The sequence below is a fragment of the Mycobacterium sp. E2327 genome, assembly GCF_001672675.1.
Taxonomy (GTDB): domain Bacteria; phylum Actinomycetota; class Actinomycetes; order Mycobacteriales; family Mycobacteriaceae; genus Mycobacterium.
In genome coordinates this window covers 1-25,706 of sequence record NZ_LZKE01000196.1, presented here as the reverse complement: position 1 = coordinate 25,706, position 25,706 = coordinate 1, and the positions used below count along the sequence as shown (strand labels likewise).

The following is a 25,706-nucleotide window of genomic DNA, read 5'->3' as shown; positions in this document are numbered from 1 at the left end:
AGTGACGCGTGACCTCGGTCCGGGCCCCATTCACCGGTCCGAAACCACCAGTGCCGCACGGCCCGTCGCGGCGTCGCCCGGGCGGCATTTCGGCGCGCAGTCGTACGCGCGGCCCCTGGCCGGCCTGGCGACCATCGTCCTCATCGGCCTGGTCTTCGCCGTCGCGATAGGCCTGTTCCGAGGTGACTTCACCACGAGCGTGCCCGTCACCGTCGTCTCACCGCGGGCCGGACTGGTGATGAACCCGGACGCCAAGGTGAAGATGCGCGGCGTCGAGGTGGGCAAGGTCGACTCAATCGACGTGCGGCCCAACGGCGAAGCCGTTTTGCACCTGGCGATGCAGCCGTCGCAGATGCACCTCATCCCCGCCAACGTGCTCGTCGACATCGCGTCGACGACTGTGTTCGGCGCGAAGTTCATCGAGCTGGTCCCACCCGCCGAGCCGTCGCCGCAGTCGCTGCGCGCGGGCCAGGTGCTGGAGGGCAAGCACGTCACCGTCGAAATCAACACGGTCTTCCAGCAACTCACGTCACTGCTGTCGACGATCGATCCCGCCAAACTCAACGAGACCCTCGGCGGCATAGCCTCTGCGGTCAACGGCCGGGGCCACAAGATCGGCCAGATGCTGCACGATCTCGACTCGTTCCTGGCCACCCAGGAACCGAGCCTCCCTGCGCTGAGCCATGACCTCGAGGCCCTGCCCGTGGTGAGCAACGCCTATGGCGACTCGGCACAGAACCTGCTCGCCACCGCCGATAATGCGGTCCGGATCAGCAAGACGATCGTCGACGAGCAACAGAACCTGGATGCCTTCCTGATCAGCGCGATTGGCTTGGCGGACATGGGCAATGACGTGGTGGGCGGCAACCGGCAAGCGCTGACGGACGACCTGCACCTGCTGGTGCCGACCACCGATCTGCTCAACCAGTACCACCAGGCGCTGTACTGCGGCATCGCCGGGTCGCTGGGCAACCTGCACGCGCCGGACCTGCCCGAGCCGATGGTCAAGGTCACCGTCGTCCTCGGCCTCGGCGCCGAGCGTTACCGCTACCCCTCCAACCTGCCCAAGGTTGCCGCGACCGGCGGGCCACAGTGCATGGATCTTCCGGTGGTGCCCTTCGACGTTGCGCCGCCGTTCGTGGTGACCGACAACGGCTCCAACCCCACGGCGTACGGCAACCAGCAACTGCTGCTCAACTCCGATGCGCTCAAGCAGCTGCTGTACGGCCCGATCGACGGTCCACCGCGCAACACCATGCAGATCGGGATGCCCGGATGACCGGCTCGCGCGGGATGATCATCAAGTTCGGGGCGTTCGCCACCGTGATGATCGTGCTGACCGTGTTCTTGTTCTTCATCTTCGGGCAGTACACCACCGGCTCGACGAACGGGTACTCGGCGCTGTTCACCGACGTGTCGCGGCTGAAGACCGGGGAGACGGTGCGCGTCGCCGGCATCCGGGTGGGCACGGTCAACAGCGTCAAGCTGCGCGCCGACAAGAAGGTCGAGGTGAAGTTCGACGCCGACCGCAGCGTCGTGCTGACCACCGGCACCCGCGCCGTGGTGCGCTACCTGAACCTGGTCGGTGATCGCTACCTCGAGCTGACCGACGGCCCGGGGTCCACCAAGGTGTTGCCGGCCGGGTCGCAGATTCCACTCGATCGGACGGCGCCGGCCCTTGACATCGATCTCCTGCTGGGCGGGCTGAAACCCGTTACCCAGGGCCTCAATCCGCAAGACGTCAACGCGCTGAGCGCGGCGCTCATTCAGGTCTTTCAGGGCGAGGGCGGAACCCTGCAGTCGCTGCTGTCGAAGACGTCGTCGTTTTCCAACACGTTGGCCGACAACAACCAGACGGTGCAGGAGCTGATCGACAACCTCAACGCCGTGGTGGCCACCGTCGACAAGGACGGCACCAAGTTCTCCGGCGCCATCGACCGCCTGGAGAAGTTGGTCAGTGGATTCGACCAGGACCGTGACACCATCGGCACCGCGATCACCGCGCTGGACAACGGGACCGCTTCGATCGCGGATCTGCTCACCCGCGCCCGCCCGCCGCTCGCCGCGACGGTGGACCAGGCGAATCGGCTGGCCCCGCTGCTCGACCAGGACAAGAACCTGATCGACACCTCCCTGCACAAGTTGCCGCACAACTACCGCAAACTGCTCAGGCTCGGCTCGTACGGTGCCTGGTTCCCGTACTACCTGTGCGGGCTGTCGCTGCGGGTGTCCGACTTGCAGTACCGGACGGTGGAAGTGGGCATCAAACACCAGACCACCGGGCGGTGCGCGGAACCGAAGGACCCCGATGAATAAGTACCGCGGAGCGGGCCTCATCAAGGCCGGATTCATCGGCGCCGTCCTTATCGCGCTGGTCATCGCCGTCGGGCTGAACCCCGATCAGCTGGTGCAGCGGGCCACCACGGTCCGTTACCAGGCGCTGTTCGCCGACGCCGGGGGCCTCGCGCTGGGCAACGACGTGACGATCTCGGGGATCAAGGTCGGCAGCGTGACGGGCATGGAGCTGCAGCACGGTGACGTGCTGGTGACGTTCACGGCCAAGGGGAACATCCTGCTCGGCTCGGCCAGCACCGCACACATCAAGACCGGGTCGCTGTTGGGTCAGCGGGTGCTCACGGTCGACTCGGCCGGCACCGGCAACTTGCATCCGATGGCGGTCATCCCGGTGTCGCGCACCTCCTCGCCGTACTCGCTGTCCGAGGCCGTCAACGACCTGACGACCGATCTGCAGGGAACCAACACCGAGTCGCTCAACCAGTCCCTCGACACGCTGTCGGCGACCCTGAATCAGGTTGCGCCGCAACTGGGTCCCGCGTTCGACGGGGTCAGCCGGCTCTCCCAGACCCTCAACGCCCGTAACCAGACCCTCGGGCAGCTGCTCAAGGGCGCCGCCGACGTCACCGGCGTGCTCGGGCAACGCAGCCAGCAGCTCAACACGCTGATCCTCAACGCCAACGATTTGTTGTCGATGCTGGTGGCGCGGCGCCAGGCGATCGTTCGCCTGCTGGAGAGCACGTCCGCAGTGGCCCGGCAGCTCTCCGGCGTGGTGCACGACAACGAGGCGAAGCTGGCGCCGACGCTGGAGAAGCTGAACTCCGTGACGGCGATGCTGGAAAAGAATCGCGACAATCTCGCCCAAGCGCTTCCCGGATTGGCGAAGTACGAACTGACGCAGGGGGAGACCGTCTCGAGCGGCTACTACTACAACCCGTTCATCCCCAACCTTTTCCAGCTGGAGTTCTTCCAGTGGTTGTTCGACTACGCCTTCGGGTTCCGCGCCTACGGCGCGCCCGGCCAACCGCCGGACACCGCCGGCCCGCGCGCGTTCTTCCCGTGGCCGTTCAACCAGGACCCGGGAGGGCGGCCATGACGGGGCTCGGGGCGATCCCGCGCAACAAGCTCAAGGTGGGGCTGGCGATCGTGCTGGCGGGCCTCGTCGTGGTCGGCGCGGCGATCGCCGTCCGCAACACCTTCTTTCGCCCGACGACGATCACCGCCTACTTCCCTACCGCCACCGCGATCTATCCGGGCGACGACGTACGTGTGTCCGGCATGAAGGTCGGCACCATCTCGTCCATCCAACCGCAAGGGACCCGGGCGAAGCTGGTGATGCACGTCGATCGCAACGTGCCGATTCCGGCGGACGCGAAGGCGGTGATCGTCGCCCAAAACCTGGTGGCGGCGCGCTACGTGCAGCTCACGCCGGCTTACCGGTCGAGTGGTCCCACCATGCACGACGGCGGGGTAATCCCGATCGAACGGACGGCGGTGCCCGTCGAGTGGGATCAGGTCAAAGAGCAATTGATGCGTCTGGCAACGGAATTGGGCCCCAACAGCAAGGTGTCCACCCCGTCGGTGGCGCGGTTCATCGACAGCGCCGCCGACGCGCTGGGCGGCGGCAACGGCGAGAAGCTGCACCAGACGCTGGCCCAGCTGTCCGGGGTGGCCCGGGTCTTCGCCGAAGGCAGCGGCAACCTCGTCGACATCATCAAGAATTTGCAGGCCTTCGTCGGGGCCCTGCGCGAAAGCAACGTCCAGATCGTGCAGTTCGACAATCGGCTGGCCACGCTGACCAGCGTGCTCGACGACAACAAGTCGGATCTGGACGCGGCACTGACGGACCTGGCGAGTGCGGTCGGCGAGGTGCAGCGGTTCATCGCCGGCAGTCGTGATGCGACCTCCGAACAGATTTCGCGGTTGGCCGACCTGACGCAGATCCTCGTGGACCACCAGATGTCGTTGAAAAACGTGCTGCACATCTCACCGACCGCGCTCGCAAACGCCTACAACGCCTACGACCCGGACTCCGGCAACATCCGCGGCGGCGTCGGCCTGCAGAACTTCAGCAACCCGACGTACGCGTGGTGCGCGGGCATCGGGGCGATCGAGAACGTCACCGCCGTCGAGACGGGCAAGCTGTGCGGCCTCTATCTGAGCCCGGCGTTGAAGGTGTTCAACCCGAACTTCTTGGTCAACTTCAACTACCTGCCGATTCCGGTCAACCCGATCCTGGCTCCCTCGTTCGCCCCGGAAAACGTTGTGTACAGCGAGGACCGGCTGAAGCCAGGCGGGGAGGGCCCCCGCCCCGGCCCGCCCTTGCTGCCGCCGGCCGTGTCCGCGTACACCGGGCTACCGGGCGACCCGGTTGGGCCGCCGGGTTCGGTGCCGCTGGGGCGGATACCCGGCGCCGCGATGCCGCAGCCCCCGCCGTCGGAACCGCCGCCCGTCCCACCACCACCGCCGCCGGCCTCGCCGCCCCCGGCCGCCCCGGCGAACGTTCAGGACATGCTGCTCCCGGGTGAAGGGGGGCAACCGTGACCGCCCGTATCGCGATTAGGCGCGTGTTCGGCATCGCCTGCTGCGTCATGCTCGCCGTGAGCGGCTGCGCGTTCAACGGCCTGAACTCGCTGCCGCTGCCCGGAGCGGTGGGACGTGGTCCGGGCGCCACCACCTACCATGTGGAACTCGCCAACGTCGTTACGATGGAACCGAATTCGCCGGTGATGATCGACGACGTCATCGTCGGCAGCATCAGCAAGATGACGGTGCGGGGCTGGCACGCGGACGTCGAAATCTCGGTGCGGCCCGGCACGGTGATCCCCGCGAACGCGGTGGCCAGCGTCGGCCAGACGAGCCTGCTGGGTTCCATGCATCTGGCGCTGAATCCGCCGCTGGGCCAACAGGGCATCGGCCGGCTGCAGCCGGGCGCCACGATCCCGCTGAACCGGTCGTCCACCTATCCGTCGACCGAACAGACGCTGTCATCACTGTCGGTGATCCTCAACGCCGGGGGGCTGGGGCAGTTCGGGGACATCATCCACAACTTCAACGCCGCGCTGTCCGGAAACGAAGGCGCCGTTCGCGATCTGCTCGAGCGCCTCGACCGGTTCGTGGGAACCCTCGACCAGCAGCGCGACAACCTAGTCGCGTCGATCCGCGCCCTCAATCGCCTCGCCGGCACGTTCGCCGCCCAACGCGACGTGATCACCCAGGCGCTGTACAAGATTCCGCCCGCACTGGACGTGCTGATCAAGGAGCGCCCGCGCATCACGACCGCGCTGAACAAGCTCGGCACATTCAGCAACACCGCGACCAGACTCGTCAACGATGCGGGCGACGACTTGGTGAAGAACTTGACGAATCTCGCGCCGGCACTCGGTGCGCTCGCCGACATCGGCCCGGATCTGGACGCCGCGATCGCATACGCGCCGACGTTCCCGTGGACCCAGGGCATCATCGACCGCTACATCCGGGGCGACTATCTCAACGGGTATTTCATCATCGATCTGACGAACGCCGGGCTCCGCAAGGGCATCCTCCGCGGTACCCACTGGGAGCGGATCGGCGCCGAGGCCGTCCCCGGACCGGCGGATCCGGAATACCTGCAATTCCGGTATGGGGCGCCGCCCGGGGCGCCCGGGGCGCTGAGCAAGCCCGGCCCAAGAGGGGAACCGGCACCGTTCGGACCACCGCCACCCTGGGGGCGGCCGCTGCCGGGACCGCCGCCGTCCGCCGCGCCGGGGCCGGTGAACCAGCAGTCGGCAGACGCACCACAGTCCGCGCCTCCACCGCCGCCGGTGTCGCCGTTGATCGCGGGCCTGACGTGGCTTGGGCCGGATGCGCAGAAGTCGCCGACAGCGACGCTGCCCGGACCGCCCCCGGCTGGGGCCGTGCCGCCCGCCGACCAGGGCGCCCCGGTGCCGGGCGCGACGCCGACGACCAGCCAGACGGACGGGGGCTCGTAGATGCTGACCCGGTTTGTCCGAATCCAGTTGGCGATCTTCACGATCGTCGGGATCGCCGGTGTGGTGATCATGGCGTTGTGGTACGTCCAGGCGCCGACCCTGCTCGGCATCGGCAAGATGACGGTCACGCTGAAACTGCCCGCCACCGGCGGCCTGTACCGCTTCAGCAACGTGACCTACCGCGGGGTGCAGATCGGCAAGGTGACCGCCGTGGGGCTGACCCCCGACGGCGCGAAAGCCACGCTTTCCCTTGATACTTCGCCCAAGATACCGGCGGACCTGAAGGCGGAGGTGCTGAGCATCTCCGCGGTTGGCGAGTATTACGTCGATCTGCGGCCCCGCAACGACTCGCCGCCCTACCTGCACGACGGCTCGGTCATCGCGATGAACGACGCGACGATCCCGCAGCCGATCGGTCCCGTGCTCGACCAGTCCAGCAAGTTGATCAACAGCATCCCCAAGGGCAAGCTCGGTCAATTGCTCGACGAGTCGTTCCAGGCATTCAACGGCTCCGGTTACGACTTCGGATCGCTGTTCGACAGTTCGTCACGGCTCTCGGGTGACCTCAACGGCGTCGCCGACCAAACCCGGAACCTGACTGAAGACACCGGGCCCTTCTTGGACGCGCAAGCTCAGACCGCCGATTCGATCCGCACGTGGGCGCGCAGCCTCGCCGGGTTCAGTGGGCAGCTGGCGAAGGACGACCCAGAATTTCGCACCCTGCTGCAACGGGGGCCTGGAGCCCTCAACGAGGCGTCCCGGCTGCTCGACCAGATCAAACCGACGCTGCCGGTGCTGCTTGCGAACCTGACCACGATCGGCCAGATCGGCGTGACCTATCACGCGTCAATCGAACAGCTCCTGGTCTTGCTGCCACCGTTCACCGCGGCGATTCAGTCGTTCGTCGGCACCAAGTCGCCGACGGGATTGGCCACGGGCGCATTCAATCTCATCATCAGTGACCCGCCCGCCTGCACGGTCGGCTTCCTGCCGCCCAGCCAATGGCGTTCCGCGGCCGACACCCGCACCATCGACACGCCGGACGGGCTGTACTGCAAACTGCCGCAGGATTCGCCCATCGCGGTGCGCGGTGCCCGGAACTATCCCTGCATGGGACAGCCCGGGAAACGCGCGCCCACCGTCGAAATCTGCGAGAGCGACAAGCCTTTCGAGCCGTTGGCGATGAGACAGCACGTCTTCGGCACTTACCCGCTGGACCCGAATCTGATCGCGCAGGGCATCCCGCCCGACGACCGGATGAACTGGTACCGAGACAGAATCTTCGGGCCGGTGGAGGGAACGCCGCTGCCGCCGGGCGCGGTTCCGCGTGGAACGCCGCCGGCGTCGGCGTTGCCGCCGCCCGCGGCGCCGCTCAGCCCGTTGGCGCAGATGGGGGAGGTGTCACCGATTGCGCCGATCGACGTTCCCGCTGCCCCCGCCGCCGCGGCGCCGGCAGCGGCGAGCGCGCCGCCGGCGGGGCCGCCCGCGGGGCCTTCGGCAGCGCCAAGTGCGTTCGGGCACAACGAGTCTCAGACCGGTCCATCGGTGGCGATCGCCCAGTACAACCCGCGCACCGGCAGCTATGTGACCCCGGACGGCCAGGTTTACCGGCAATCGGATCTGGTCAAGCCCACGTCGCCCAAGGCGCCGAAAACGTGGAAGGACATGTTCGCCACCTGATGCCCGCGCGGGGCCATCCTCGAGCGAACCGGGTCAGCTGATTTTGTCCAGCCTGAATGGCTGGTCGATGTACAGCGGCTTGTTGGTGCCGCAGGCGCCGCTGGGGCCGGACGTCTGTTCCCGTCCGGCCAGGACCGGCGACCCAAGCACGTTCTCGCCGGTCTCCGGGTTCGCCGGATAGAAATGGATGACGTCGTGGCCGACGTATGAGGTGCCGTCGGGACACGTCGTCCAATTGGGAATGTCGCGTTTGACGAACCAGGTTTTCCCTTCGTTCATGAATATCGGTGCGGTCCAGCCCTGGTCGCTGACGACCGTGCCGTCGCACCGGTAGGCAGTGGAGCACGAAGTCGTGATGGTCCACGTGCTTCGCACCACCGCCTCCTGGTGGAAAATTTCGTTGGTGCGGGCCCAGTCGCCGACCACGGTGGCGGTGTACGTCCCGTTGATGGAGGGGTCGTAGGCCCATGCCGGCGGGGCCACGCCCACGCCGCCCGCCACACCGGCGGCTACCACGGTTGCGCTTATCGCCATATTTATCGGACGCATCGTGTGCTCCTTGAGGCGTTAAATACCGCCAATTCCAAGCGAATCGAATTCACAGACTAACACCGCCCTGGCATCTCACGGAATGGTTTAGGTGGGGCGTTCAAGGACATCGAATTTATCGATGAGCCACGACCCATTGACCTTTGCCATCTCCACCTTCAGGCTGCTCGACGTAACCACAGGTTCCGGCTTCGCCTTGCTGGTGGTCTTCTGCCTTATGAAGACAAGCACCACAGCCGAATTCGGGTGCAGTTCCGACACCGCGGCCTGGACCACGCTGGCGGTCGTCGTGACCTGGCCGCGTTGCGCCGACGGCCCAACGACCTGGTCGGCAAATCGTTGGTAGTAGGCCAGATAGTCCTCGGTGAGCCGGGATTTGGCGTTGGCGAAATCGCGATCAAGCGTTTCCGGCGAGTAGGACAGCAATGCCACCGCACCGTCACTGGCTGCGCTGATTGCCTGGTGCGCCGCGGCGCGGTCGGTCTGCAAATCCGGACGGTAATCGAAGTAAAAAATCCGGGCCGCGTTGCCGAGGGCGGCAATAAGCAGAAGCGTCAACAGGATTGACCGCCACCGCGCCAGGCAACGACGCGTCCAGCGCCCGATCGCGCCGCCGCGGCGGGCGGGCGCCCGCTCCTCGTGCGCAGCGCTGTCGACCGTCACTGGACGAACTCCAGTCTGGAAATCTTGAGCTGCCCGGCATCGCGTTGAACGGTGACGACGATCCGGAGCTGGCGCGATTCCGGCTTAGTCTCACCGGGTTTGGTGATCTCGGATTTCGCCGCGATCAGCACAATCGCTGAATCCTGGGTCATGGACTGCACGGCGGCCGCTTGTACCGAGCCCTTGGAGACGACCTTGGACTCCTCCACCGCCTTCACGGCATCCTCGCCGCCCATCAAGATGCTGATTTTGAACGTCCCGGTTGTGTCGTCGGCGAAGCGCTGCAGATCTTCTCTCGCCTTGGTCGGATCGATCGTCATCATCGTCACAACGGCATCGCGGGCGGCCGCGGCGAACTCCGCGCTGCGACGCTTTTCCTGCTCGACGCCGCGGTGATGCCACACCAGGTACCCGCTGCCCGCCAGCGAGGCGCAGCTGACCACAACCGCTGCGATCGCCGCCGTGGCCTTCCGGCTCGGGCGACGGGGACGCAGCCAGCGCCATCGCGATGGCGCCGAGTCGGTTTCTTCGGTTTCGGCCCGGCCGTCTTGACCGTTTGAAGCTGCGTCGAGCTGCTGGCGCAACCGCATCGCGCGGGCGCGAGCAGCCTCGGCACGGGCTTCTGCCTCGGCGATTTCGGAGATTTCTGGGACAGGGGTAGGCGGTGATATCGAGGGGACCACCACACCTCGATCGTCGGCGACGGTCGCCCCAGCGGGAAGCTTGCGCCGAGGCACTGGATCACCTCCTCGTCGCGCCTACAGGAGAGCCACATTATCACTGCCACGCGGGCGGCCCGGCGACGGAGATCGCGGCTTTAGATGCAAGTCTTCTCCGAGTGAGAGAATTCTATTCCCACCGGTGGGCGAAGTAATTTAAAGTAATCCCGTGCGATTCATAGTGGCAGCGATCGCCGTGCTTTTGGGCCTCTCGCAGGGTCTGGGTGTCGCCGTGGCGCCGCAGGCCACCGCAGCGCCGGTTAATTGCGATTACCCGGATTGCACGCCGGGCATCATGCCGCACCAGGTGCTCGGCGCGCCGTGCGACAACACTACGTACTACGTATTTGGGACCGCCGACTATTACGTGTCTTTCGCCACGCAGCCGGGACGCCTGATGTTCTGCGGCTCGCCCAGGAGGTACGAGCCCCGCTGGTTCCGGTCGCCCCCGATGGCCGGTGTCAAAGTCGAGGGCTCGTCTTGCGTCGATTTCCCGGAGTACTACGTCGCGCAGGCGCCGGACGGCCTTTTCCTCGTCTGCAATGCGCATGACGGAACACAGATTTGGGAGCGCGGCGACACTTAGGCCGAGTCGGCTCGAATCACGGCCGGGTGTTCGGGATCTCCGGCCAATCTTGGAAGGGACTGGGTCCCCAGTAGTCGAAGTTGTGGACCGTGCCGTCCATGTCGCGATGGTGCGCGTCGTGGCATGTGGTCGGGTCCCACTGCGGTCCCCACGACGGATCGAACATCTGGCCCGGGCACCAGTGATAGCCCACGAACGGCCACGGCGGATTGTCGGCGTGAGCGACCGTCGCGGTGCCCAAGCCGGCGCTGACCATGATCGCCGCGGCGACGACACGCGCGACTTTGCTCATGGGAGAACCGTACCCGAGCGACCGCCGAACCGGACCAAAAAATTCCGTGGAAGTGCCGCGATCAGTCGCCCGCGTCGATCAGCCGGCGAGTAATGCGCCCCAGCTGCGTGCGCAGGGTGTCGTCGTCGATGTCGGCCACCAGAGGCGACACGACCCCGACCGCGATCGCACCCGAGAGTACGGCCGCCGACACCCGCGCGTCCTCGGCCGGATCGTCCAGCAGCACGCTGTAGAGCCGCTGGATGAATTGCTGGAAGGGTTCGTGTTCGCCCAGCAGTCGCACGACGACGGGATCGAATTGCAGGGTGCTTGCGGCGCCGCGACGTTCGACGGCGAGGTCGATCACCCGGTCCAGCAGCAGCTCCCGTGCGGTGGACCGGTGATCGTGTGCCTCGGCCGCCTCCAAGGCCTCCTCGAGGCCGCCGAGTTCCCGCTCGGTCAACGCGATGACGATCTGCTCCTTGGTCTTGAACTGGTGGTAGACGGCGGCTTTCGTGACCCCGATGGCGTCGGCGATCATTTGCAGCGATGTTCCGCCGACACCGTGCTCAGCGATCAACTGCAGCGCGGCATCGAGGATTCGGGTCTGCGCGGCGCTGCGCGTGATGAAGCGGAACCGGCTCCTGGTCTGCGGGGAAACCACACCGGAAGCGTAGCCGATCGGCTATTGACCCGGGGATAGCCGATCGGCTAGTTTCGCTGACAACGGGGTATTGATTCATGCCGTCACAGCGAAGGAGTCAGGCGATGTCCGACGTCGGCGACAACGACGCAGCGGGCCGCCACTCGTCGCGAACCGCGTTGCGGCGTACCGACGGTGAGCTGATCTTGCTGTGGACGTTGCCGGTTACGGTGATCATTTGGATCGCGTGCTTTTTCCTGTTTCCGGGGTTCAATCCGCCGATGTCACCCAGCATGTCGGCCGAGCAGGTGGCCGCGTTCTATCGCGATCCCGCGCACCTGCCGCAGATCCGCTACAGCATGATCGTCTTCAACTGGTTCGGTGTGGGCCTCATCCCGATTCTGATCTTGCTCGTGATGCAAGTCCGCAGGATGGCCCACCGCACGCCCATCTTCTCGTACGCGTTGCTCGGGTGCGCGGCAGGCGGCCCTACCCTCTTCCTCATCGCGAACATCTGCTGGCTGGTGGCCGCCTTCAGGCTGGAGCGAAATCCGGAGCTGACTCAGATGTTCAACGATCTGGCGTGGGTCGCCTTCACCACCGAGGTGCCCTTTCTGATTGCCCAGAGCGTGATCCTTGCCGTCGCGATCTATTTCGACGACCCATCACGCCCGGTGTTTCCGCGCTGGGTGGCGCATTTCAACCTTCTCGTGGCGGCCGCGTTCGTGCCGGCGGCTTTTGTCGGCCTGGCGTTGTCGGGTCCCCTGGCGTGGAACGGGACGCTGTCGTTCTGGTTGAAGAACACCGTCGTCGCGGTCTGGATCGTTGTGACGGGTGTCGTTCTGGCCCAAGCGATTCGTCGGGAGCGCGGCGATGAACGGTGGCGTGATCCAAGCCGGGTCACTGCATGAGGTCGGCGATGACGCCGACGGTGTCGCCGCGGTATGAGCCGGGGCGGCCGCCGGTGGGTCCTTTGCCTCACCGCATCGCCTGGCATTTCCGACACAACCCCAAGCGTGAGCTGTGGTTGGCGTGGTGGACATTAGTCGTCTTCTACAGCCTCTACGGTGTGGTCTTCTTTGTGATCACGCACACCCAGCCTCCGCCAAGCCCCGCCTGGGACACCCAACGGGTCGTGCGGTGGTTCCACGGCAACCACTTTGGGTTACTTGTCGGCTTCGCCATCGTCTTCCTGGTCACTGGAATGACCGCAATCATCAACGCCTTGATTGCCTACTCGATGCGCCGCATGTCGGTCAGCCGTACCTTTGGCTACGTCTACCTAGTGTTGTATTCACTCAGTGCGGTGCCCGGGATGCTGCTGCTGTGTGTAGCGCTGACGGCGGGAGCCCTCCGGCGGGATCGAAATCCGGAATTAATCGTCTGGATCTACGACTTTGCTTTCCTGTCGTTCACGGGCACTATGGGTGTGTTCATGATCGGTTCGCTCGTGTGGATGCTTGCGATTCTGATCGACAGGAACCGGGTTTTCCCTAAGTGGTTCGGCTACCTGAACCTGTGCAACGCGCTCACCGAGGTCGTGGTGTCGCCAGCGTGGATCTTCCGACGCGGCGTCTTGGCGTGGAACGGCCAGATTGCCTGGTGGCTGGACGTGGTCGTGTTCGGCCTATATACGGGAGTCTTCATCTTCCTGCTTAGGCGGATGATCCAACGTGAGGACTTCGGTAGCGGGCCGCTGCCTGACCTCGCGAAGGCGTCGCAATGACCGCGCCGACACACAAGCGCGCCAGGTTCGTGCCCGGCCAGCCCGACATGTGGGCCTTCGTTTTGTTCGAGACCTTGGTTTTCACAGCCTATTTCGGCTTCTACCTGTTCTACCGCGCCCGAAGCCCCGAGCTCTTCCTGCACTCCCAGGCGCAGCTGGACCTGCGTATCGGGGTGTTCAACACGCTGGTCCTGCTGCTGAGCTCGTGGTCGGTGGCGCGGTGCGTCCAGTCGTCCCGCGCCGGCGCCTACCGGGCGGCGTTGCGGGACGCCTTCATCACTGCCGCATTCGCCGCAGTGTTCCTGTCGCTCAAGGTATTCGAGTGGGCGCGGTTGGTCCGCATGGGAAATGGATTGGACAGCAACGACTTCTTCACCTACTACTTCTTCCTCACCGGAATCCACTTCGTGCACCTGCTGATCGGCTTCGTCGTGCTCGGCATCATCGTCTACCAACTTCGGAGTACGGCGAGGCGATCCCAGGAGCTAATCGAGACCTGCGCCACGTACTGGCACACCGTCGATTTCCTGTGGGTGCTCATCTTCGCGTTGCTGTACGTGGTGAGGTGATCGACATCAAATTCAACAAGAGGCTGTTGATCGTCTGGCTCGTGCTGGCGTCGTTGACGCTCGCCTACCTATGGATCGATCACTCGCTCGACGGAACGCTGCGGGCCAGCGCGGTGGTCACGTCGAGCGTGATCGTGATCGCACTCGTCAAGGTGCGCATCATCTTTCGGGAGTTCATGGAGGTCCGGCAGGCCCCAGCCCTGCTGTGCCGACTCACGGACGCCTGGGTAGTGCTCATGGCCGTCGCACTGCTCGGCTGCTATTTCATCGGTAGAACGCTCGCCTGATAATTCGGACGTCATTGTCAACCCGCTTGACGCGAACGCGCGTAGTGTCATGCAGATATACGCCTTGCGTAACGGTTGAATAACGGTTGTCTGGCGGCGCCTTTGGCGTTTCACCCACGCTCAATAGCATCGGCCAGATCTCGTAGTACACCGACGATCGGGTGGCGCCATGACGTTTCTCATTGCCGCACCGGCGACGGTGGCCGCGGCCGCCACGGAGCTGGCGGGCATCGGTTCGACACTGACCGCGGCCCATGCGCTCGCGGCCGCCGGAACCACCGCGGTGCTGCCCGCCGCTGCCGATGAGGTGTCGGCCGCGATCGCGTCGCTGTTCTCCGGCTACGGGCGGTCCTATCAGTCGTTGAACGCCCGGGCGGCGACCTTCAGCCAGCGGTTCGTGCAGGCGTTGAACGGCGCGGCGACTGCGTACGCGGCCGCGGAGGCGGCCAACGCCTCGCCGTTGCAGGCCCTGGAGGAAGAGGTGCTGGGTCTGATCAACGCGCCCACGAACGCGATGCTGGGTCGCCCGTTGATCGGCAACGGGGCCGACGGGGCGCCGGGAACCGGGCAGCCCGGCGGCCCCGGCGGGCTGCTGGCCGGCAACGGCGGCAACGGCGGGTCCGGCGCCGCAGGAAAACCCGGCGGCCGAGGCGGTGACGCCGGCCTGTTCGGCAACGGCGGCCGGGGCGGCGCCGGCGGCCCGGGCACGGCCGGTGCCGCCGGCTCGCCAGGTGTGAACGGCGGCAACGGGGGAACGGGCGGCGCCGGCGGCCACGGAGGCCTGGTTAGCGGCGATGGCGGCGCCGGCGGTAACGGCGGCGACGGCGGTGACGGTGCCGTCGGCGGCATCGGCGGCGCGGGCGGTGCGGGCGGCCAAGGTTCGGCGATGTCCGGCCATCCGGGCGCCGACGGCGGCAAGGGCCACGACGGGACCAGCCTCGGCGGCGGCACCGGCGGTCCCGGCACCGGCGGCACCGGGTCGGGCGTCTACTCGCCTTACGTCGACATCACGCTCTGGCCCGGCCCCAACGGATACGACTTCGCGACGGCCGCCCACAACGGAGTCAAAAACGCCACGCTCGCCTTCATCGACGCCGACCCGAACGGCAATGCCTCCTGGGGTGGCTACTCGGCGTACGACGTAACGGGCGGCACCCAAAGCGCTTTCATCGATAACCAGATCGCCAACATGAAAGCCGCCGGCATCACTGGGACCATCTCGTTCGGCGGCGCGTTCGGCACCGATCTCTCTGCCGTCAACGGCCAGACCCCGACCGCGCTGGCGCAGCAGTACGCGTCGATTGTGAATACCTACAAGATCTATAACCTCGACTTCGACGTCGAAGGTGCGTTGCAGGGCAACACTCAAGCGATGAACACCCAATCGAAGGCCATCGCCATCTTGCAGCAGCAGGAGGCGGCCAACGGCACGCCCGTGACCGTCTCATACACGCTGCCGGTGCTGCCGACGGGCCTGGTCGAGGGGCAGGGGGGCGGGCTGAACGTCCTGCAGGTCGCCGCGACCAATGGCGTGACCGTATCCCGCGTGAACGTCATGGCCATGGACTACGGCAACGGTTTCGACCAGACCGGCAACCCCGGCATGGGCGCGTACGCGATCGATGCCGCGACGGCCACCCATGCCCAGTTGATGACGCTCTACCCGTCGCTGACCAGCCAGCAGGCGTGGCACATGCTCGGCGTGACACCGTTGATCGGAATCAACGACGACCCAAGCGAAATCTTCGGCCTCGCCGACGCGCAACAGCTCACCGCTTTTGCCCAGCAGCACGACATCGGCGAGCTGTCGATGTGGGGGCTGCCCCGCGACCTCACGGGCACGTTGGGCGCGGTGGACGCTGTCGACGGCAGCGGAATTGCGCAAACCCCGTTCGAGTTCTCGGGCATCTTCGAGCAGATCGAGACCGCATCGCAACCCTGACGTCCGCCCCGGTTGGGCGAGCAGTCGCAAAAGCCCCCAATTTTGTTGCGATACGGGGGCTTTTGCGACTGCTCGGCGGTTGGGCCGGGACCGCCCTTACCCGTTCGGGGTGAAGGTGAGGTGGAGTTCGCTGAGCCCGCGCAGGATGTACGTCGGCTCGTAGGTGTAGCGACGATCGTCGGCGGGGCCGTGCCTGGTCTCGTTGATCTTGATGTCGCTCATCCGGTCCAGGATGCGCTCGATGGAGACGCGGCCCTCCACCCGGGCGAGCGGCCCGCCCGGACACGAGTGCACACCGCGCGCGAACGCCATGTGCTCGCGGACATTCTTGCGGCGCAGATCGAACTCGTGCGGATTGTCGAACCGGCGCGGGTCGCGGTTGGCCGCGCCCGGCAACACCATGACGACGGTGCCGGCGGGGATGTCGACGCCGCCGACCGTGGTGGCCCTGCGGGCCAGCCGCGAGTCGCTCTTGACGGGGCTGTCCATCCGCAGCGATTCCTCGATGAACCCGGGAATGAGGCTGCGGTCGTCGCGCAGCTGCTGCTGGATGTCGGGCCGCTCGCCGATCACCTGCAGCGCGGCGCTGAGCAGCTTGGCCGTGGTCTCCTGCCCGGCGGCGAAAAGGAATGTGGCGGAACGCACTACCTCGATGACCTCAGGTGTGGACCCGTCGGGGTACTTCGCCGTCGCCAGGGAAGTCAGGACGTCATTGCGCGGCTCGCGTCGCCGGTCCTCGATGTAGGCGCAGAACTTGTCGTCGAGCCACTCGAGCGGATTGATGCCGACCGACTCGTGGTCGAGGGCGCCCACCCGCGACTCGGGGCGGTCGGCGCCCAACACGACGCGAAACTCCTTGTGGTCCTCCTCGGGGACGCCGAGCAGGTCGGCAATCACCAAGGTGGCGAAGGGCTTTGAGTACTCGCTGATGAATTCGCACTCGCCGTTGGTCAGAAACTCGTCGAGCTGACGGTCGGCGAGGCGCCACATGAACTCCTCGTTCTGCTTCAGCCGGCTCGGGGTCAGCAGCTTGCTCAGCACCGAGCGGGCGCGGGTGTGGTCCGGGGGATCCATCGTCACCATGTGCTCGAACATCGGGAAGTAACTGCGGTGCTGGTCGATCTGGGGGCTGATGTCGTCACCCTCGGGCTGGAAGGGCAGCGGCGGGAACGGCCCGCCGAGCGCGACGATGTTCGAGAACGTGTCGGGATCCTTGTAGACCTCGCAGGCCTCGTCGTAGCCGGTGACGGCGACGACCCCGTGGTGCGGCAGCCGCAGCACCGGGTTTTGGCTGCGCAGATAGTCGAAGTAGGGGTGCGGATCGGGCACCAGAGATTGATCGGTGAAGAAGTCGATCGTGTCGAAGCTGGTCATAGGACTGCGTCTCCCTGGGCTGGTCTACCGGTGAGGTTCGGCGGCAAGCGGCACCGCCGCCCAATTCCGAAAGCCAAAAAATGTGCTGAGCACCTGCTTAGCATGGCGGTATTGTCAGGGTCAAGGTCGCAACGCGGTGCCGCGATACGATCCGTGTGGTCGGCACCAACGCAGAAATACGGAGCAGGGATTTGACTTCGGCCCGCAGAATCGGAGCGCCGGACGCGAAGAACCGCGCCCTGCTGCTCGACGCGGCCGAGCGGCTGATGGTCGAAGAAGGCTACGCAGCGGTGACGTCGCGCCGTCTCGCGAGCAAGGCGGGCTTGAAGCCACAGCTGGTGCACTACTACTTCCGGACCATGGACGAGCTGTTCCTCGAGGTCTTTCGCCGCCGCGCCGAGGAGGGTCTTCAAGTGCAAGCTCGCGCTCTGGACTGTCCTCAGCCGTTGTGGGCGCTGTGGCGATTCGGGACCGATCCCGCCTTCACCCGCATCTCAATGGAATTCATGGCGCTGGCCAATCACCGCAAGGAGATGCGAGCCGAAATCGCCTACTATGCCGAGCGTTTCCGCGAGGAACAGCGCCAAGCGGTGGCCGCCGCGCTGCAGCGCTACGGCGCGGATGGCAAGTGGGACGGTGGGGACGTGCCGCCGGTCGTGTGGACGGTTCTGATGACCAGCCTGTCGCGGTTTTTGGTGCTCGAGCAGGCGGTCGGTATTTCCGGCGGCCACGCCGAAACCGTGCAATTGGTCGAAGATCATCTACGTCGCCTGGAAGGCGAGCCGCGGCCCATCGAGGGCGTGCCGCAAAGCTGGATGGTTCACCAGGTCCGCAGCGAACAGAGCGCGCCCTTGGGGCCGATGTTGGAGACCACGACCTTGCCGTCCACCGACAGGTCGCACTGAATGCCGCCTTGGGCCAGCGGTTCACGACCGGTGGTGGCGGTGACCATCGCCCACTGGTCGGGGTTCAACAGGTTCACCGGCTGAACCCACGGCTTACCCGGAGCGACGTCGGCGTGCACCTGCGGGGTGAATGAGTAGTTGTTGTGGCTGTAGTCGGAGAAGAGCGTCGGATCCTGATCCTGGTAGAAGATGTCGACGTAGGCCGGGCTCTTGGCCGAAACGATGTACACGACCTGATGCCAGACCGGGTCGGCATGTGCGCGTCCAGGGCTGACCAACGGACCCGTCAGCCCCAGCAAAATCGCCGAGCCGACGCCCAACAGTTTCTTCGCGGTGCTGATCATGTCGCTCCTTCGGCTGCCGGGCGCGGACTGGCGGTGCGGTTCATCACCCGCTCTGCGGCCTGCCAGTGGGCGTCGGCAACCCACAGCCGTGCAAAGGATGCTATCGCTTCGTCCGCGGAAACGCCGCTGATTACCCGCTTTATCTCGGCCGCCGGGTGGCGGGCCAGCGACGTGGCGATCGATCGCCAGCCCTCGTCGAACGAGGCGCGCGGAATCACCAAGTCCACCAAGCCGATCCGCTCCGCTTCGGCGGCGTCGAGGGCGGTTCCGGTGCCCGCCAACAGCAATGCCTTGCTCTTGCCGACGATCGCGGCCAGCCGTTCGGCGCCGCCCCAGGCCGGCATGATCTCCAACGCCACCTGATTGAAGGCGATCTTGATGTCGTCGGCGGCCACCCGGATGTCGGCCGCCACCGCGACTTCGGCGCCGCCCCCGAAGGCGTGGCCGTTCAGGACGGCGACGACGGGGGCGGGGAACGCAGCGAGCTGATCGCAGATGGACCGCATCCGTTTCGCCATCGCCGCGGCGTCCTCTTCGGTCCGCAGCGCGCTCAGCTCCTTGAGGTCGCCGCCCGAGACGAACGCCCGGTCGCCGGCGCCCTTGATGACCAGGGCTCGCGCGCCGGCCGCGGCATCGATCGCCTTCTCGAGCTGCCCCATGGTGTCGGGCGCGATGGCGTTGCGCGCGTGGGGGCGATCGATGGTGAGCACCGCAAGGCCCTCATCGAGCTCCAGGTCCACCATGGGTTATCGCTCCAATAAAAGGACAGCCGAAAAGCCGATATTGGCATTCTCTTTCGGGGAGAATAACATCATCGCAGCAGGTCCAGAAGCTCGTCACCCAGGATCGAGGTGGCCCAGTGGGTAACCGAATGGTGGTCGTCGCCGCCGCCGCGCTCGCCGTCGCCGGCCTCGGCGCCTGCAGCCCCAAGGCGCAAACCCAGCTCTCCAGCACCGCGTCGGTGACCGTCAACGGAAACGACGCGAAGATCAACGTCGTCAAGTGCAGCCAGTTGGAGTGGTACCGCACGATCGACATCGGCGGCGACTTCGCCGGGGCCAAGGTCGTCATCGATCAACGGGCGCAGCCGCTCACCGCCCAATCCGTGCGCATCCAAAACCTGGGTGGCTTCACCGGCATGTATTCGAAGGACGATGGCGGCAACGCGGACATGAGCTTGAGCGGCGAGAAATTCACGATTACGGGCACGGCCAACGGCTTCAAGACCGACAAGCCGAACGAACCGGCTTCCGCCTCGTTCAAGATCATCGCCAACTGCTGACCGCGCAGGACAGGGCGCCCCGACAGGGGGCACGTTGCGAACGAGCGCCTCGAGAGAATAGTATTCTCGCAAATTGCGAAGGAGGATCTCATGGGCCAGCTGTCACATCGGGAGGACGTCCCGTTTCCGATCTTTGACGCGGATAACCATCTGTACGAGCCACCGGAGGCGCTGACCAAGTTCTTGCCCAAGGCGTACAAGGACTACGTCCAGTACGTGCAGATCAATGGACGCACCAAGATCGCCATCCGCGGCCACATCAGCAACTACATTCCCAACCCGACCTTCGAGGTCGTCGCCCGGCCGGGCGCCTGGGAGGAGTACTTCAAGTACGGCAACCCGGACGGCAAGAGCAAGCGTGAGCTGTTCGGCGAGCCGATGCGTGCGATCCCGGCGTTCTTCGAGCCCGGCCCGCGCCTGGAGAAGATGAACGAGCTGGGGTTGGACCGCACCCTGATGTTCCCGACCCTGGCCAGCCTGCTGGAGGAGAGGCTGCGCGACGACCCGGTCGCCATCCATGTCCTGATCCACGCGCTGAACGAGTGGCTGGACGAGGTCTGGGGCTTCAACTACCAGAACCGGATCTTCACCACCCCGGTCATCACCCTGCCAATCGTGGAGAAGGCGATCGAGGAACTGGAATGGGCCGTCAAGCGCGGGGCCCGCTGCATCCTGATCCGCCCGGCCCCGGTCCCCGGCTTCCGTGGCCCGCGGTCGTTCGCGCTGCCCGAGTTCGACCCGTTCTGGGAGCGGGTCGTCGAGCACGACGTGCTGGTCGGCATGCACTCCAGTGACAGCGGCTACTCCCGCTACACGTCCGAGTGGGACGGCGCCGAACAGGAGATGTTGCCGTTCCAGACGAACGCGATGGGCATCCTCAACGAGTGGCGGCCGATCCAGGACGCGGTCGGCTCGTGGGTGATCCACGGCGCGCTGTACCGCCACCCGAAGCTGAAGGTCGCGATCGTCGAGGCCGGTTCCAAGTGGATGACCCCGCTCCTGGACGGCCTGGCCGAGGTCTTCCGCAAGGCCCCGGAGGCGTTCCCCAGCGACCCGGTCGAGATGGTCAAGAACCGGATCCACGTGAGCCCGTTCTTCGAGGACGGCATCGACGATCTGATCAACCTCGTCGGCGTAGATCAGGTGCTCTACGGCTCGGACTGGCCACACCCGGAGGGGCTGGCGGAGCCGACGTACTACGTCAATGCGCTGTCGCACCTGTCGGTCGACGACCAGGCCAAGATCATGGGCGGCAACCTCGGTCGGCTCGTCACGGTGTGACGCACCGGCTGATCCCGGCATGGCAGACCATCCCCGAGATGGTCTTGAGCGCGGCGGACCGTTTCGGTGACGCGGAGGCGGTCGTCGACGGTCCGCTGCGCTTGACGTTCAACGAGGTCGTTGAGCGGATCCGTTGTGCCGCAGGCGCGTTCGCGAACCTCGGTGTCGACAAGGGTGACCGCGTCGCGATCTGGGCGCCCAACTCGGCGGAGTGGATCATCGCGGCGTTCGGGCTGCTGACCGCGGGCGGCGTGCTGGTGCCGGTCAACACCCGGTTCAAGACCGAAGAAGCCGGCGACATCATCGCCCGCAGCCGAGTCAAGGCCGTCCTGGTGCAGAAGGGCTTTCTCGGCCAGGACTACACGGCACGGGCCGGGACGCCCGTCATCGATCTAAAGTCCGACTTTCTTTCCAGCGGTGCCCCGTTCGAGCGGGCGGTCAGCGGTGACGACGTCGCGGACATCATCTTCACCTCGGGCACGACCGGCCGCCCGAAGGGCGCGATGATGAATCATCGCCAGACGCTGCGGATGTACGAGGAATGGGCCACGCTCGCCGATCTGCGCCGAGGCGACCGCTACCTGCAGATCAACCCGTACTTCCACACCTTCGGCCTGAAGGCGGGACTGGTCACGTCCTTCCTGCGCGGCGCGACGATGCTGCCGGTCGCCGTGTTCGATGTCGACACGGTGGTGGATTTGATTGCGCGCGAAGGCATCACGATGCTGCCCGGGCCGCCGACGCTGTACCACTCGCTGCTCACGATTCAAGACAAGTCCAAGCTGTCGACGCTGCGGGCCGGTGTGACCGGTGCGGCGGACATTCCGGTCGAGCTGGTCCGTCGCATCCACGACGAATTGCCGTTCCAGACGCTGATGACCGGTTACGGCCTCACGGAGGCCGGCAACGTCACGCTGTCGCTGCCCGGCGATTCCTTCGAGGACGTGGCCACCACCGCCGGCGTGCCGTGCGAGGGAGTCGAGGTGCGCATTGCCGACGACGGTGAGGTGCTGGTTCGCGGCTACGGCGTCATGCAGGGCTACCTCGACGACCCGGTCGCCACCACGGAGGCGATCGACGCCGACGGCTGGCTGCACACCGGAGACCTGGGCAACTTCACCGATTCGGGCCGGCTCCGGATCGTCGGGCGCAAGAAGGACATGTTCATCGTCGGCGGATTCAATGCCTATCCCGCCGAGATCGAAGGCTTCCTGATGAACCACCCGGCGGTCGCGCAGGCGGCGGTGATCGGCGTTCCCGACGAGCGGCTCGGCCAGGTGGGCAAGGCGTTCGTGGTCCGCAAAGACGGCGAAAACACGGTCAGCGCCGACGAATTGGTCGACTGGTGCCGCGAGCGCATGGCGGGCTTCAAGGTGCCGCGTTCGGTCCAGTTTCTGGAGGCCCTGCCGCTCAACGCCACCGGCAAGGTGGTCAAAGACTTGCTGCGCTAGCCACGTGCGGCCTCATCGTATGTCCGATTAGAGAACCCCGTTTCCACAGCTTGTTGTGCATTTGTACAGTGGCGACGCAGTGGTACGGGCCGAGCTCTCAGGCGAAGGTGATAACGTGGCTCTCCTGGTCGTCGTGACATTCGCGGCGGAAGAATATCGGCGCAGATGCTCGCCGCTAATGCGCATCCCGAGTATGGTGGCCCAACGGCGACGACGCCCTGCTGGGACGCCGTGGCCAGCGCGGGCAAGCGGTAGAGGAGTTTGGCATTGAGTCACGAGCAGCCTCGTTCTCGGGCTGGTGAACGGTGAGTGGCGGCGCCCGCCAGAATGCCGCTGACACGAAATCGGTTCCGGTGAACGAGGACAAGACCCCAAGCACTGCCGCCGAAATCCGGGCGCTGGCCGAACAGGCCGAGGCGGAAGCCCAAGAAGCGGAAGCCCTTGCCGCCGCCGCGCGCGCACGGGCCCGCGCCATCCAGTTGCGCCGCGAGGCCGAACTCGCGGAGGCCAAGCTCTCCGAAAGCAAGCAAGCAGCCACCGAAGAAGCCGTCGTAGCAGAAGAGGCCGCGGACGCGACAGAATCCGTCCAGCCCGAGGTGTCCGACGTGGCGCCCGAGGTGAAGGCGGACCAGACCGCGGCCGCCGAAGACGCCGAAGCTGCGGACACCGAAGCTGCCGACACCGAAGAGCCGGTCGCCGAGGCCGACGAGGCCGAGGCGCCGGCGCCGGCCGGCCGCCGGCTCCGCCTGGCCCGACGGCTTCGCCGCCCGAAGTGGTCCACCCTCGCCGCTTCCGTGGCGATCATCGTGATCCTCGTCGCGTTGGCGGGCAGTGGCTACATGATCAAGGAGCACCGCGACGCGGTCCGGCAGCGACAGCGCGCCGCCGAGTTCGTCGCCGCCGCGCGCCAGGGCGTCGTGACGTTGACGTCGCTGGACTTCAACAACGCCAAGCAAGGCGTGCAGCGCATCCTGGAGAACTCCACCGGCACGTTCAAGGACGACTTCCTGAAGATGGCCGACGATTTCACCAAGGTGGTGGAGCAGTCGAAGGTGGTGTCGCAGGGCAGCGTTCAGGCCGCGGCCGTGGAGCTGGACTCGATGACGAAGGATTCGGCGGTGGTGCTGGTGGCCTCCACCTCCGAGGTCACCAATGCGGCCGGCGCCAAACAGGATCCGCGTAACTACCGGCTCATCGTGACGGTCACTCGCGACGGTGGCCAGCTCAAGATATCGAAAGTCGAGTTTGTGCCGTGACCGCAGACGAAAAATCGGTCCAAGACACCACGGAAGTCGAGGAGACGGCGGAGGCCGAAGAGGCGACCGAGGTAGCAGAACAGGCGCAGCCCGCCGAGGACGTCGACAATCACGGTAGAGCGCCCGGCCGCTGGAAGCGCCTTGCCGCCCAGGCGAAGAAACGGTCGGCTGGCAAGGTGGTCCCGGCCGTGCTGGCCTTGCTCGTGGTCGCCTCGCTGGCACTGCTGGGCTGGCAGTATTGGTTCTCCTACCGGCCGGACCGCGCGACCGATGCGTCGGCCGCGAAGTCCGCCATCTCCGCCGCCAGCGACGGAACGGTGGCGGTGCTGTCGTATTCGCCCGATACCCTCGACCGCGATTTCTCTTCCGCGAAGTCACACCTGACCGGCGACTTCTTGTCCTACTACGACCAATTCACCCAGCAGATCGTCGCCCCCGCGGCCAAGCAGAAGTCGGTGAAGACCAGCGCCGTGGTGCTGCGCGCCGCGGTGTCCGACCTGCGCCCGGATTCGGCCACCGTGCTGTTGTTCGTCAACCAGAGCACGCAGAGCAAGGACAGGCCGGAGCCGACGTTCACCAACAGCAGCGTGACGGTCACGCTGACGAAAGCCAATGGGAAGTGGCTTATTTCGTCGTTCAACCCGGTTTAGGACAACCACGTTGAGCACCGGTGACATTCACTCGATGGTGATCGCATCGGACTATCGCGTCCCCGACCCGACCCGGGTGTGGCCGCTGCTCGAGCGCAACAAGGCGGCGCTCGCCGACATCGGCGCCCACCACGTGCTGGTGTACACGTCCACCCACGAGCACGGGCGCGTGCTGGTGATGATCGGGGTGCACAGCCGCGAGCCCATCGTGGAGCTGCTGCGCTCGCGGGTCTTCTTCGACTGGTTCGACGCCGCCGGCGTCGAGGACATACCCGCGGTCTTCGCCGGCGAGATCATCGACAGATTTGTTCCGCAACCGTCGCCCAAGCCGGCCGCGCCCGGCGTGGTGGTGTGCGCGATCGCGTCCGTCGAGGACGTCTCGACCCTGACCGCGGGATTCCGCTCGGCCATGGACGGGCTCGCCGGGGCCGGCGTCCGAAAGACCTCGGTATTCCAGGCTTTCGACGACGATCACGAGGTGCTGATCCTGTCGGAGTTTCCCGACGAGGGCGCCGCCCAGCGGTGGATCGACCATCCCGACGCCGCGGCGCAATGGATGTCGGGCGTGGGCGTCGGCGCCCACCCGCCGGTGTTCGTCGGCCGGCTTTACGACACGATGCGCATCGAGGACGACTGAGCGCGGCTGATGTTCGTCTGCCTGTGCAACGGCGTCACCAGCCAGACGGTCGCCGAATGCGTCGCCGCCGGGGCGTCCACGACCAAGGAGGTCGCCCAGGCGTGTGGGGCCGGCGCCGATTGCGGGCGCTGCCGGCGCACCGTGCAGGCGATGCTGCGCTCATCGACCCCGGACCGGAGCGGGCGCTCGCGCTAGGCTTTTGAGCGGCGCGCGTTGGCCTCCGGCGACATGGATCCGACGAGTTGGCCGAGCAGACGCGGGATCTCCAGCCGCGGCAAGACCACCTCGACGAACACCATGCGGTCCTGATGCTGCGCCGCCGCCGTGAACGCGTCATCGAGTTCGCCGTAGGTCTGCGCGCGGAACGCCAGGTGGTTGGAGACCCCCAGCGCGCGCGGGACGTCGGTCCAACTCCAGCTCACGATGTCGTTGTACGGGGCCGTCTTTCCATGAATGGCCCGTTCGACGGTGTAGCCGTCGTTGTTGACGACCACGATGACCGGGGACAGTCCCTCGCGGGAGAAGATGCCGAGTTCCTGCACGGTCAGCTGCGCCGCGCCGTCGCCGATCAGCAGCACAGTCCTGCGGTCCGGATGCGCCACCGCCGCCCCGACCGCCGCGGGCA

General features: G+C 66.1%; 29 protein-coding genes. 20 read left to right on the top strand and 9 right to left on the bottom strand.

Annotated elements, in window-relative coordinates:
- Position 1: 1 nt before the first annotated feature.
- The 6 genes from A5712_RS22215 to A5712_RS22190 are packed head-to-tail and all read left to right on the top strand — an operon-like array spanning position 2 to position 7,946.
- The gene (locus tag A5712_RS22215; protein ID WP_068109828.1) at positions 2 to 1,279 is read left to right on the top strand and encodes an MCE family protein; all 1,278 of its coding nucleotides are present in this window, start codon (positions 2 to 4) and stop codon (positions 1,277 to 1,279) included.
- Positions 1,276 to 2,316, top strand: coding sequence for an MCE family protein (locus A5712_RS22210; protein ID WP_068109824.1), 1,041 nt, complete (start codon positions 1,276 to 1,278; stop codon positions 2,314 to 2,316). The genes A5712_RS22215 and A5712_RS22210 overlap by 4 nt, the downstream gene beginning before the upstream one ends.
- Positions 2,309 to 3,391: an MCE family protein gene (locus A5712_RS22205; protein WP_068109821.1), complete on the top strand. Its 1,083-nt coding sequence runs from the start codon at positions 2,309 to 2,311 to the stop codon at positions 3,389 to 3,391. Before A5712_RS22210 ends, A5712_RS22205 begins: the two co-directional genes overlap by 8 nt.
- On the top strand, positions 3,388 to 4,839 hold the full coding sequence (locus A5712_RS22200; protein WP_068109818.1) for an MCE family protein: 1,452 nt from the start codon (positions 3,388 to 3,390) through the stop codon (positions 4,837 to 4,839). The genes A5712_RS22205 and A5712_RS22200 overlap by 4 nt, the downstream gene beginning before the upstream one ends.
- On the top strand, positions 4,836 to 6,266 hold the full coding sequence (locus tag A5712_RS22195) for an MCE family protein (protein WP_369830424.1): 1,431 nt from the start codon (positions 4,836 to 4,838) through the stop codon (positions 6,264 to 6,266). Before A5712_RS22200 ends, A5712_RS22195 begins: the two co-directional genes overlap by 4 nt.
- The gene (locus A5712_RS22190) at positions 6,267 to 7,946 is read left to right on the top strand and encodes an MCE family protein (RefSeq protein WP_068109815.1); all 1,680 of its coding nucleotides are present in this window, start codon (positions 6,267 to 6,269) and stop codon (positions 7,944 to 7,946) included.
- A gap of 33 nt (positions 7,947 to 7,979) precedes the next feature.
- On the opposite strand, the gene A5712_RS22185 is transcribed toward A5712_RS22190, so the two are convergent.
- The 3 genes from A5712_RS22185 to A5712_RS22175 form a co-directional block, all read right to left on the bottom strand.
- Positions 7,980 to 8,495: a hypothetical protein gene (locus A5712_RS22185; RefSeq protein ID WP_068109811.1), complete on the bottom strand. Its 516-nt coding sequence runs from the start codon at positions 8,493 to 8,495 to the stop codon at positions 7,980 to 7,982.
- A gap of 87 nt (positions 8,496 to 8,582) precedes the next feature.
- The gene (locus A5712_RS22180; protein ID WP_068109809.1) at positions 8,583 to 9,158 is read right to left on the bottom strand and encodes a twin-arginine translocation pathway signal; all 576 of its coding nucleotides are present in this window, start codon (positions 9,156 to 9,158) and stop codon (positions 8,583 to 8,585) included.
- Positions 9,155 to 9,895: a hypothetical protein gene (locus A5712_RS22175; RefSeq protein ID WP_156766718.1), complete on the bottom strand. Its 741-nt coding sequence runs from the start codon at positions 9,893 to 9,895 to the stop codon at positions 9,155 to 9,157. Before A5712_RS22175 ends, A5712_RS22180 begins: the two co-directional genes overlap by 4 nt.
- 151 nt (positions 9,896 to 10,046) lie before the next feature.
- On the opposite strand from A5712_RS22175, the gene A5712_RS22170 reads away from it, so the two are divergent.
- A complete protein-coding gene (locus A5712_RS22170) occupies positions 10,047 to 10,463 on the top strand; it encodes a hypothetical protein (protein WP_068109803.1) in 417 nt (138 codons plus the stop codon).
- Positions 10,464 to 10,479: 16 nt separating this feature from the next.
- Here the strand turns inward: A5712_RS22170 and A5712_RS22165 are convergent, their stop codons facing one another.
- Together A5712_RS22165 and A5712_RS22160 are read right to left on the bottom strand one after the other, a co-directional pair.
- Complete coding sequence (locus A5712_RS22165) at positions 10,480 to 10,755, bottom strand: hypothetical protein (protein ID WP_068109801.1); 276 nt, start codon at positions 10,753 to 10,755, stop codon at positions 10,480 to 10,482.
- Positions 10,756 to 10,816: 61 nt separating this feature from the next.
- The gene (locus A5712_RS22160; RefSeq protein WP_068109797.1) at positions 10,817 to 11,398 is read right to left on the bottom strand and encodes a TetR/AcrR family transcriptional regulator; all 582 of its coding nucleotides are present in this window, start codon (positions 11,396 to 11,398) and stop codon (positions 10,817 to 10,819) included.
- Positions 11,399 to 11,502: 104 nt separating this feature from the next.
- On the opposite strand from A5712_RS22160, the gene A5712_RS22155 reads away from it, so the two are divergent.
- From A5712_RS22155 to A5712_RS22135, 5 genes are all read left to right on the top strand, one after another.
- On the top strand, positions 11,503 to 12,288 hold the full coding sequence (locus tag A5712_RS22155) for a hypothetical protein (protein ID WP_068109792.1): 786 nt from the start codon (positions 11,503 to 11,505) through the stop codon (positions 12,286 to 12,288).
- Complete coding sequence (locus A5712_RS22150; protein ID WP_369830423.1) at positions 12,285 to 13,103, top strand: hypothetical protein; 819 nt, start codon at positions 12,285 to 12,287, stop codon at positions 13,101 to 13,103. Before A5712_RS22155 ends, A5712_RS22150 begins: the two co-directional genes overlap by 4 nt.
- A complete protein-coding gene (locus A5712_RS22145; protein WP_068109789.1) occupies positions 13,100 to 13,672 on the top strand; it encodes a cytochrome c oxidase subunit 3 family protein in 573 nt (190 codons plus the stop codon). Before A5712_RS22150 ends, A5712_RS22145 begins: the two co-directional genes overlap by 4 nt.
- On the top strand, positions 13,672 to 13,959 hold the full coding sequence (locus A5712_RS22140) for a cytochrome C oxidase subunit IV family protein (protein ID WP_068109909.1): 288 nt from the start codon (positions 13,672 to 13,674) through the stop codon (positions 13,957 to 13,959). Before A5712_RS22145 ends, A5712_RS22140 begins: the two co-directional genes overlap by 1 nt.
- Positions 13,960 to 14,128: 169 nt before the next feature.
- Positions 14,129 to 15,901, top strand: coding sequence for a PE domain-containing protein (locus A5712_RS22135; RefSeq protein ID WP_068109785.1), 1,773 nt, complete (start codon positions 14,129 to 14,131; stop codon positions 15,899 to 15,901).
- A gap of 96 nt (positions 15,902 to 15,997) precedes the next feature.
- On the opposite strand, the gene A5712_RS22130 is transcribed toward A5712_RS22135, so the two are convergent.
- Complete coding sequence (locus A5712_RS22130) at positions 15,998 to 17,275, bottom strand: cytochrome P450 (RefSeq protein WP_068109782.1); 1,278 nt, start codon at positions 17,273 to 17,275, stop codon at positions 15,998 to 16,000.
- 191 nt (positions 17,276 to 17,466) lie between these two features.
- On the opposite strand from A5712_RS22130, the gene A5712_RS22125 reads away from it, so the two are divergent.
- Positions 17,467 to 18,180, top strand: a complete 714-nt coding sequence (locus tag A5712_RS22125; RefSeq protein WP_068109779.1) for a TetR/AcrR family transcriptional regulator — start codon at positions 17,467 to 17,469, stop codon at positions 18,178 to 18,180.
- Here A5712_RS22125 and A5712_RS22120 read toward each other — a convergent pair.
- Together A5712_RS22120 and A5712_RS22115 are read right to left on the bottom strand one after the other, a co-directional pair.
- Positions 18,096 to 18,524, bottom strand: coding sequence for a hypothetical protein (locus A5712_RS22120; protein ID WP_068109776.1), 429 nt, complete (start codon positions 18,522 to 18,524; stop codon positions 18,096 to 18,098). The two genes, A5712_RS22125 and A5712_RS22120, sit on opposite strands and share 85 nt — an antisense overlap.
- On the bottom strand, positions 18,521 to 19,267 hold the full coding sequence (locus A5712_RS22115) for an enoyl-CoA hydratase/isomerase family protein (protein ID WP_068109773.1): 747 nt from the start codon (positions 19,265 to 19,267) through the stop codon (positions 18,521 to 18,523). The genes A5712_RS22120 and A5712_RS22115 overlap by 4 nt, the downstream gene beginning before the upstream one ends.
- Before the next feature lie 116 nt (positions 19,268 to 19,383).
- Here A5712_RS22115 and A5712_RS22110 point away from each other — a divergent pair, with 116 nt between their 5' ends.
- The 7 genes from A5712_RS22110 to A5712_RS22080 all read left to right on the top strand — a co-directional run bounded on the left by A5712_RS22110 (position 19,384) and on the right by A5712_RS22080 (position 25,276).
- Complete coding sequence (locus A5712_RS22110; RefSeq protein ID WP_068109771.1) at positions 19,384 to 19,806, top strand: lipoprotein LpqH; 423 nt, start codon at positions 19,384 to 19,386, stop codon at positions 19,804 to 19,806.
- A 90-nt stretch (positions 19,807 to 19,896) separates the two neighbouring features.
- The gene (locus A5712_RS22105) at positions 19,897 to 21,087 is read left to right on the top strand and encodes an amidohydrolase family protein (protein WP_068109768.1); all 1,191 of its coding nucleotides are present in this window, start codon (positions 19,897 to 19,899) and stop codon (positions 21,085 to 21,087) included.
- A complete protein-coding gene (locus tag A5712_RS22100) occupies positions 21,084 to 22,538 on the top strand; it encodes a FadD3 family acyl-CoA ligase (RefSeq protein ID WP_082973590.1) in 1,455 nt (484 codons plus the stop codon). Before A5712_RS22105 ends, A5712_RS22100 begins: the two co-directional genes overlap by 4 nt.
- Positions 22,539 to 22,891: 353 nt before the next feature.
- Positions 22,892 to 23,794, top strand: a complete 903-nt coding sequence (locus tag A5712_RS22095; RefSeq protein ID WP_068109765.1) for a hypothetical protein — start codon at positions 22,892 to 22,894, stop codon at positions 23,792 to 23,794.
- Positions 23,791 to 24,444: a twin-arginine translocation pathway signal gene (locus A5712_RS22090; RefSeq protein WP_068109762.1), complete on the top strand. Its 654-nt coding sequence runs from the start codon at positions 23,791 to 23,793 to the stop codon at positions 24,442 to 24,444. The genes A5712_RS22095 and A5712_RS22090 overlap by 4 nt, the downstream gene beginning before the upstream one ends.
- A gap of 10 nt (positions 24,445 to 24,454) precedes the next feature.
- On the top strand, positions 24,455 to 25,081 hold the full coding sequence (locus A5712_RS22085) for a fatty-acid--CoA ligase (protein WP_068109760.1): 627 nt from the start codon (positions 24,455 to 24,457) through the stop codon (positions 25,079 to 25,081).
- 9 nt (positions 25,082 to 25,090) lie between these two features.
- Positions 25,091 to 25,276: a bacterioferritin-associated ferredoxin gene (locus tag A5712_RS22080; protein WP_068109757.1), complete on the top strand. Its 186-nt coding sequence runs from the start codon at positions 25,091 to 25,093 to the stop codon at positions 25,274 to 25,276.
- Here the strand turns inward: A5712_RS22080 and A5712_RS22075 are convergent.
- The coding region (locus A5712_RS22075; RefSeq protein WP_231982199.1) for a thiamine pyrophosphate-dependent enzyme at positions 25,273 to 25,706 on the bottom strand (434 nt) is incomplete at its 5' end. The two genes, A5712_RS22080 and A5712_RS22075, sit on opposite strands and share 4 nt — an antisense overlap.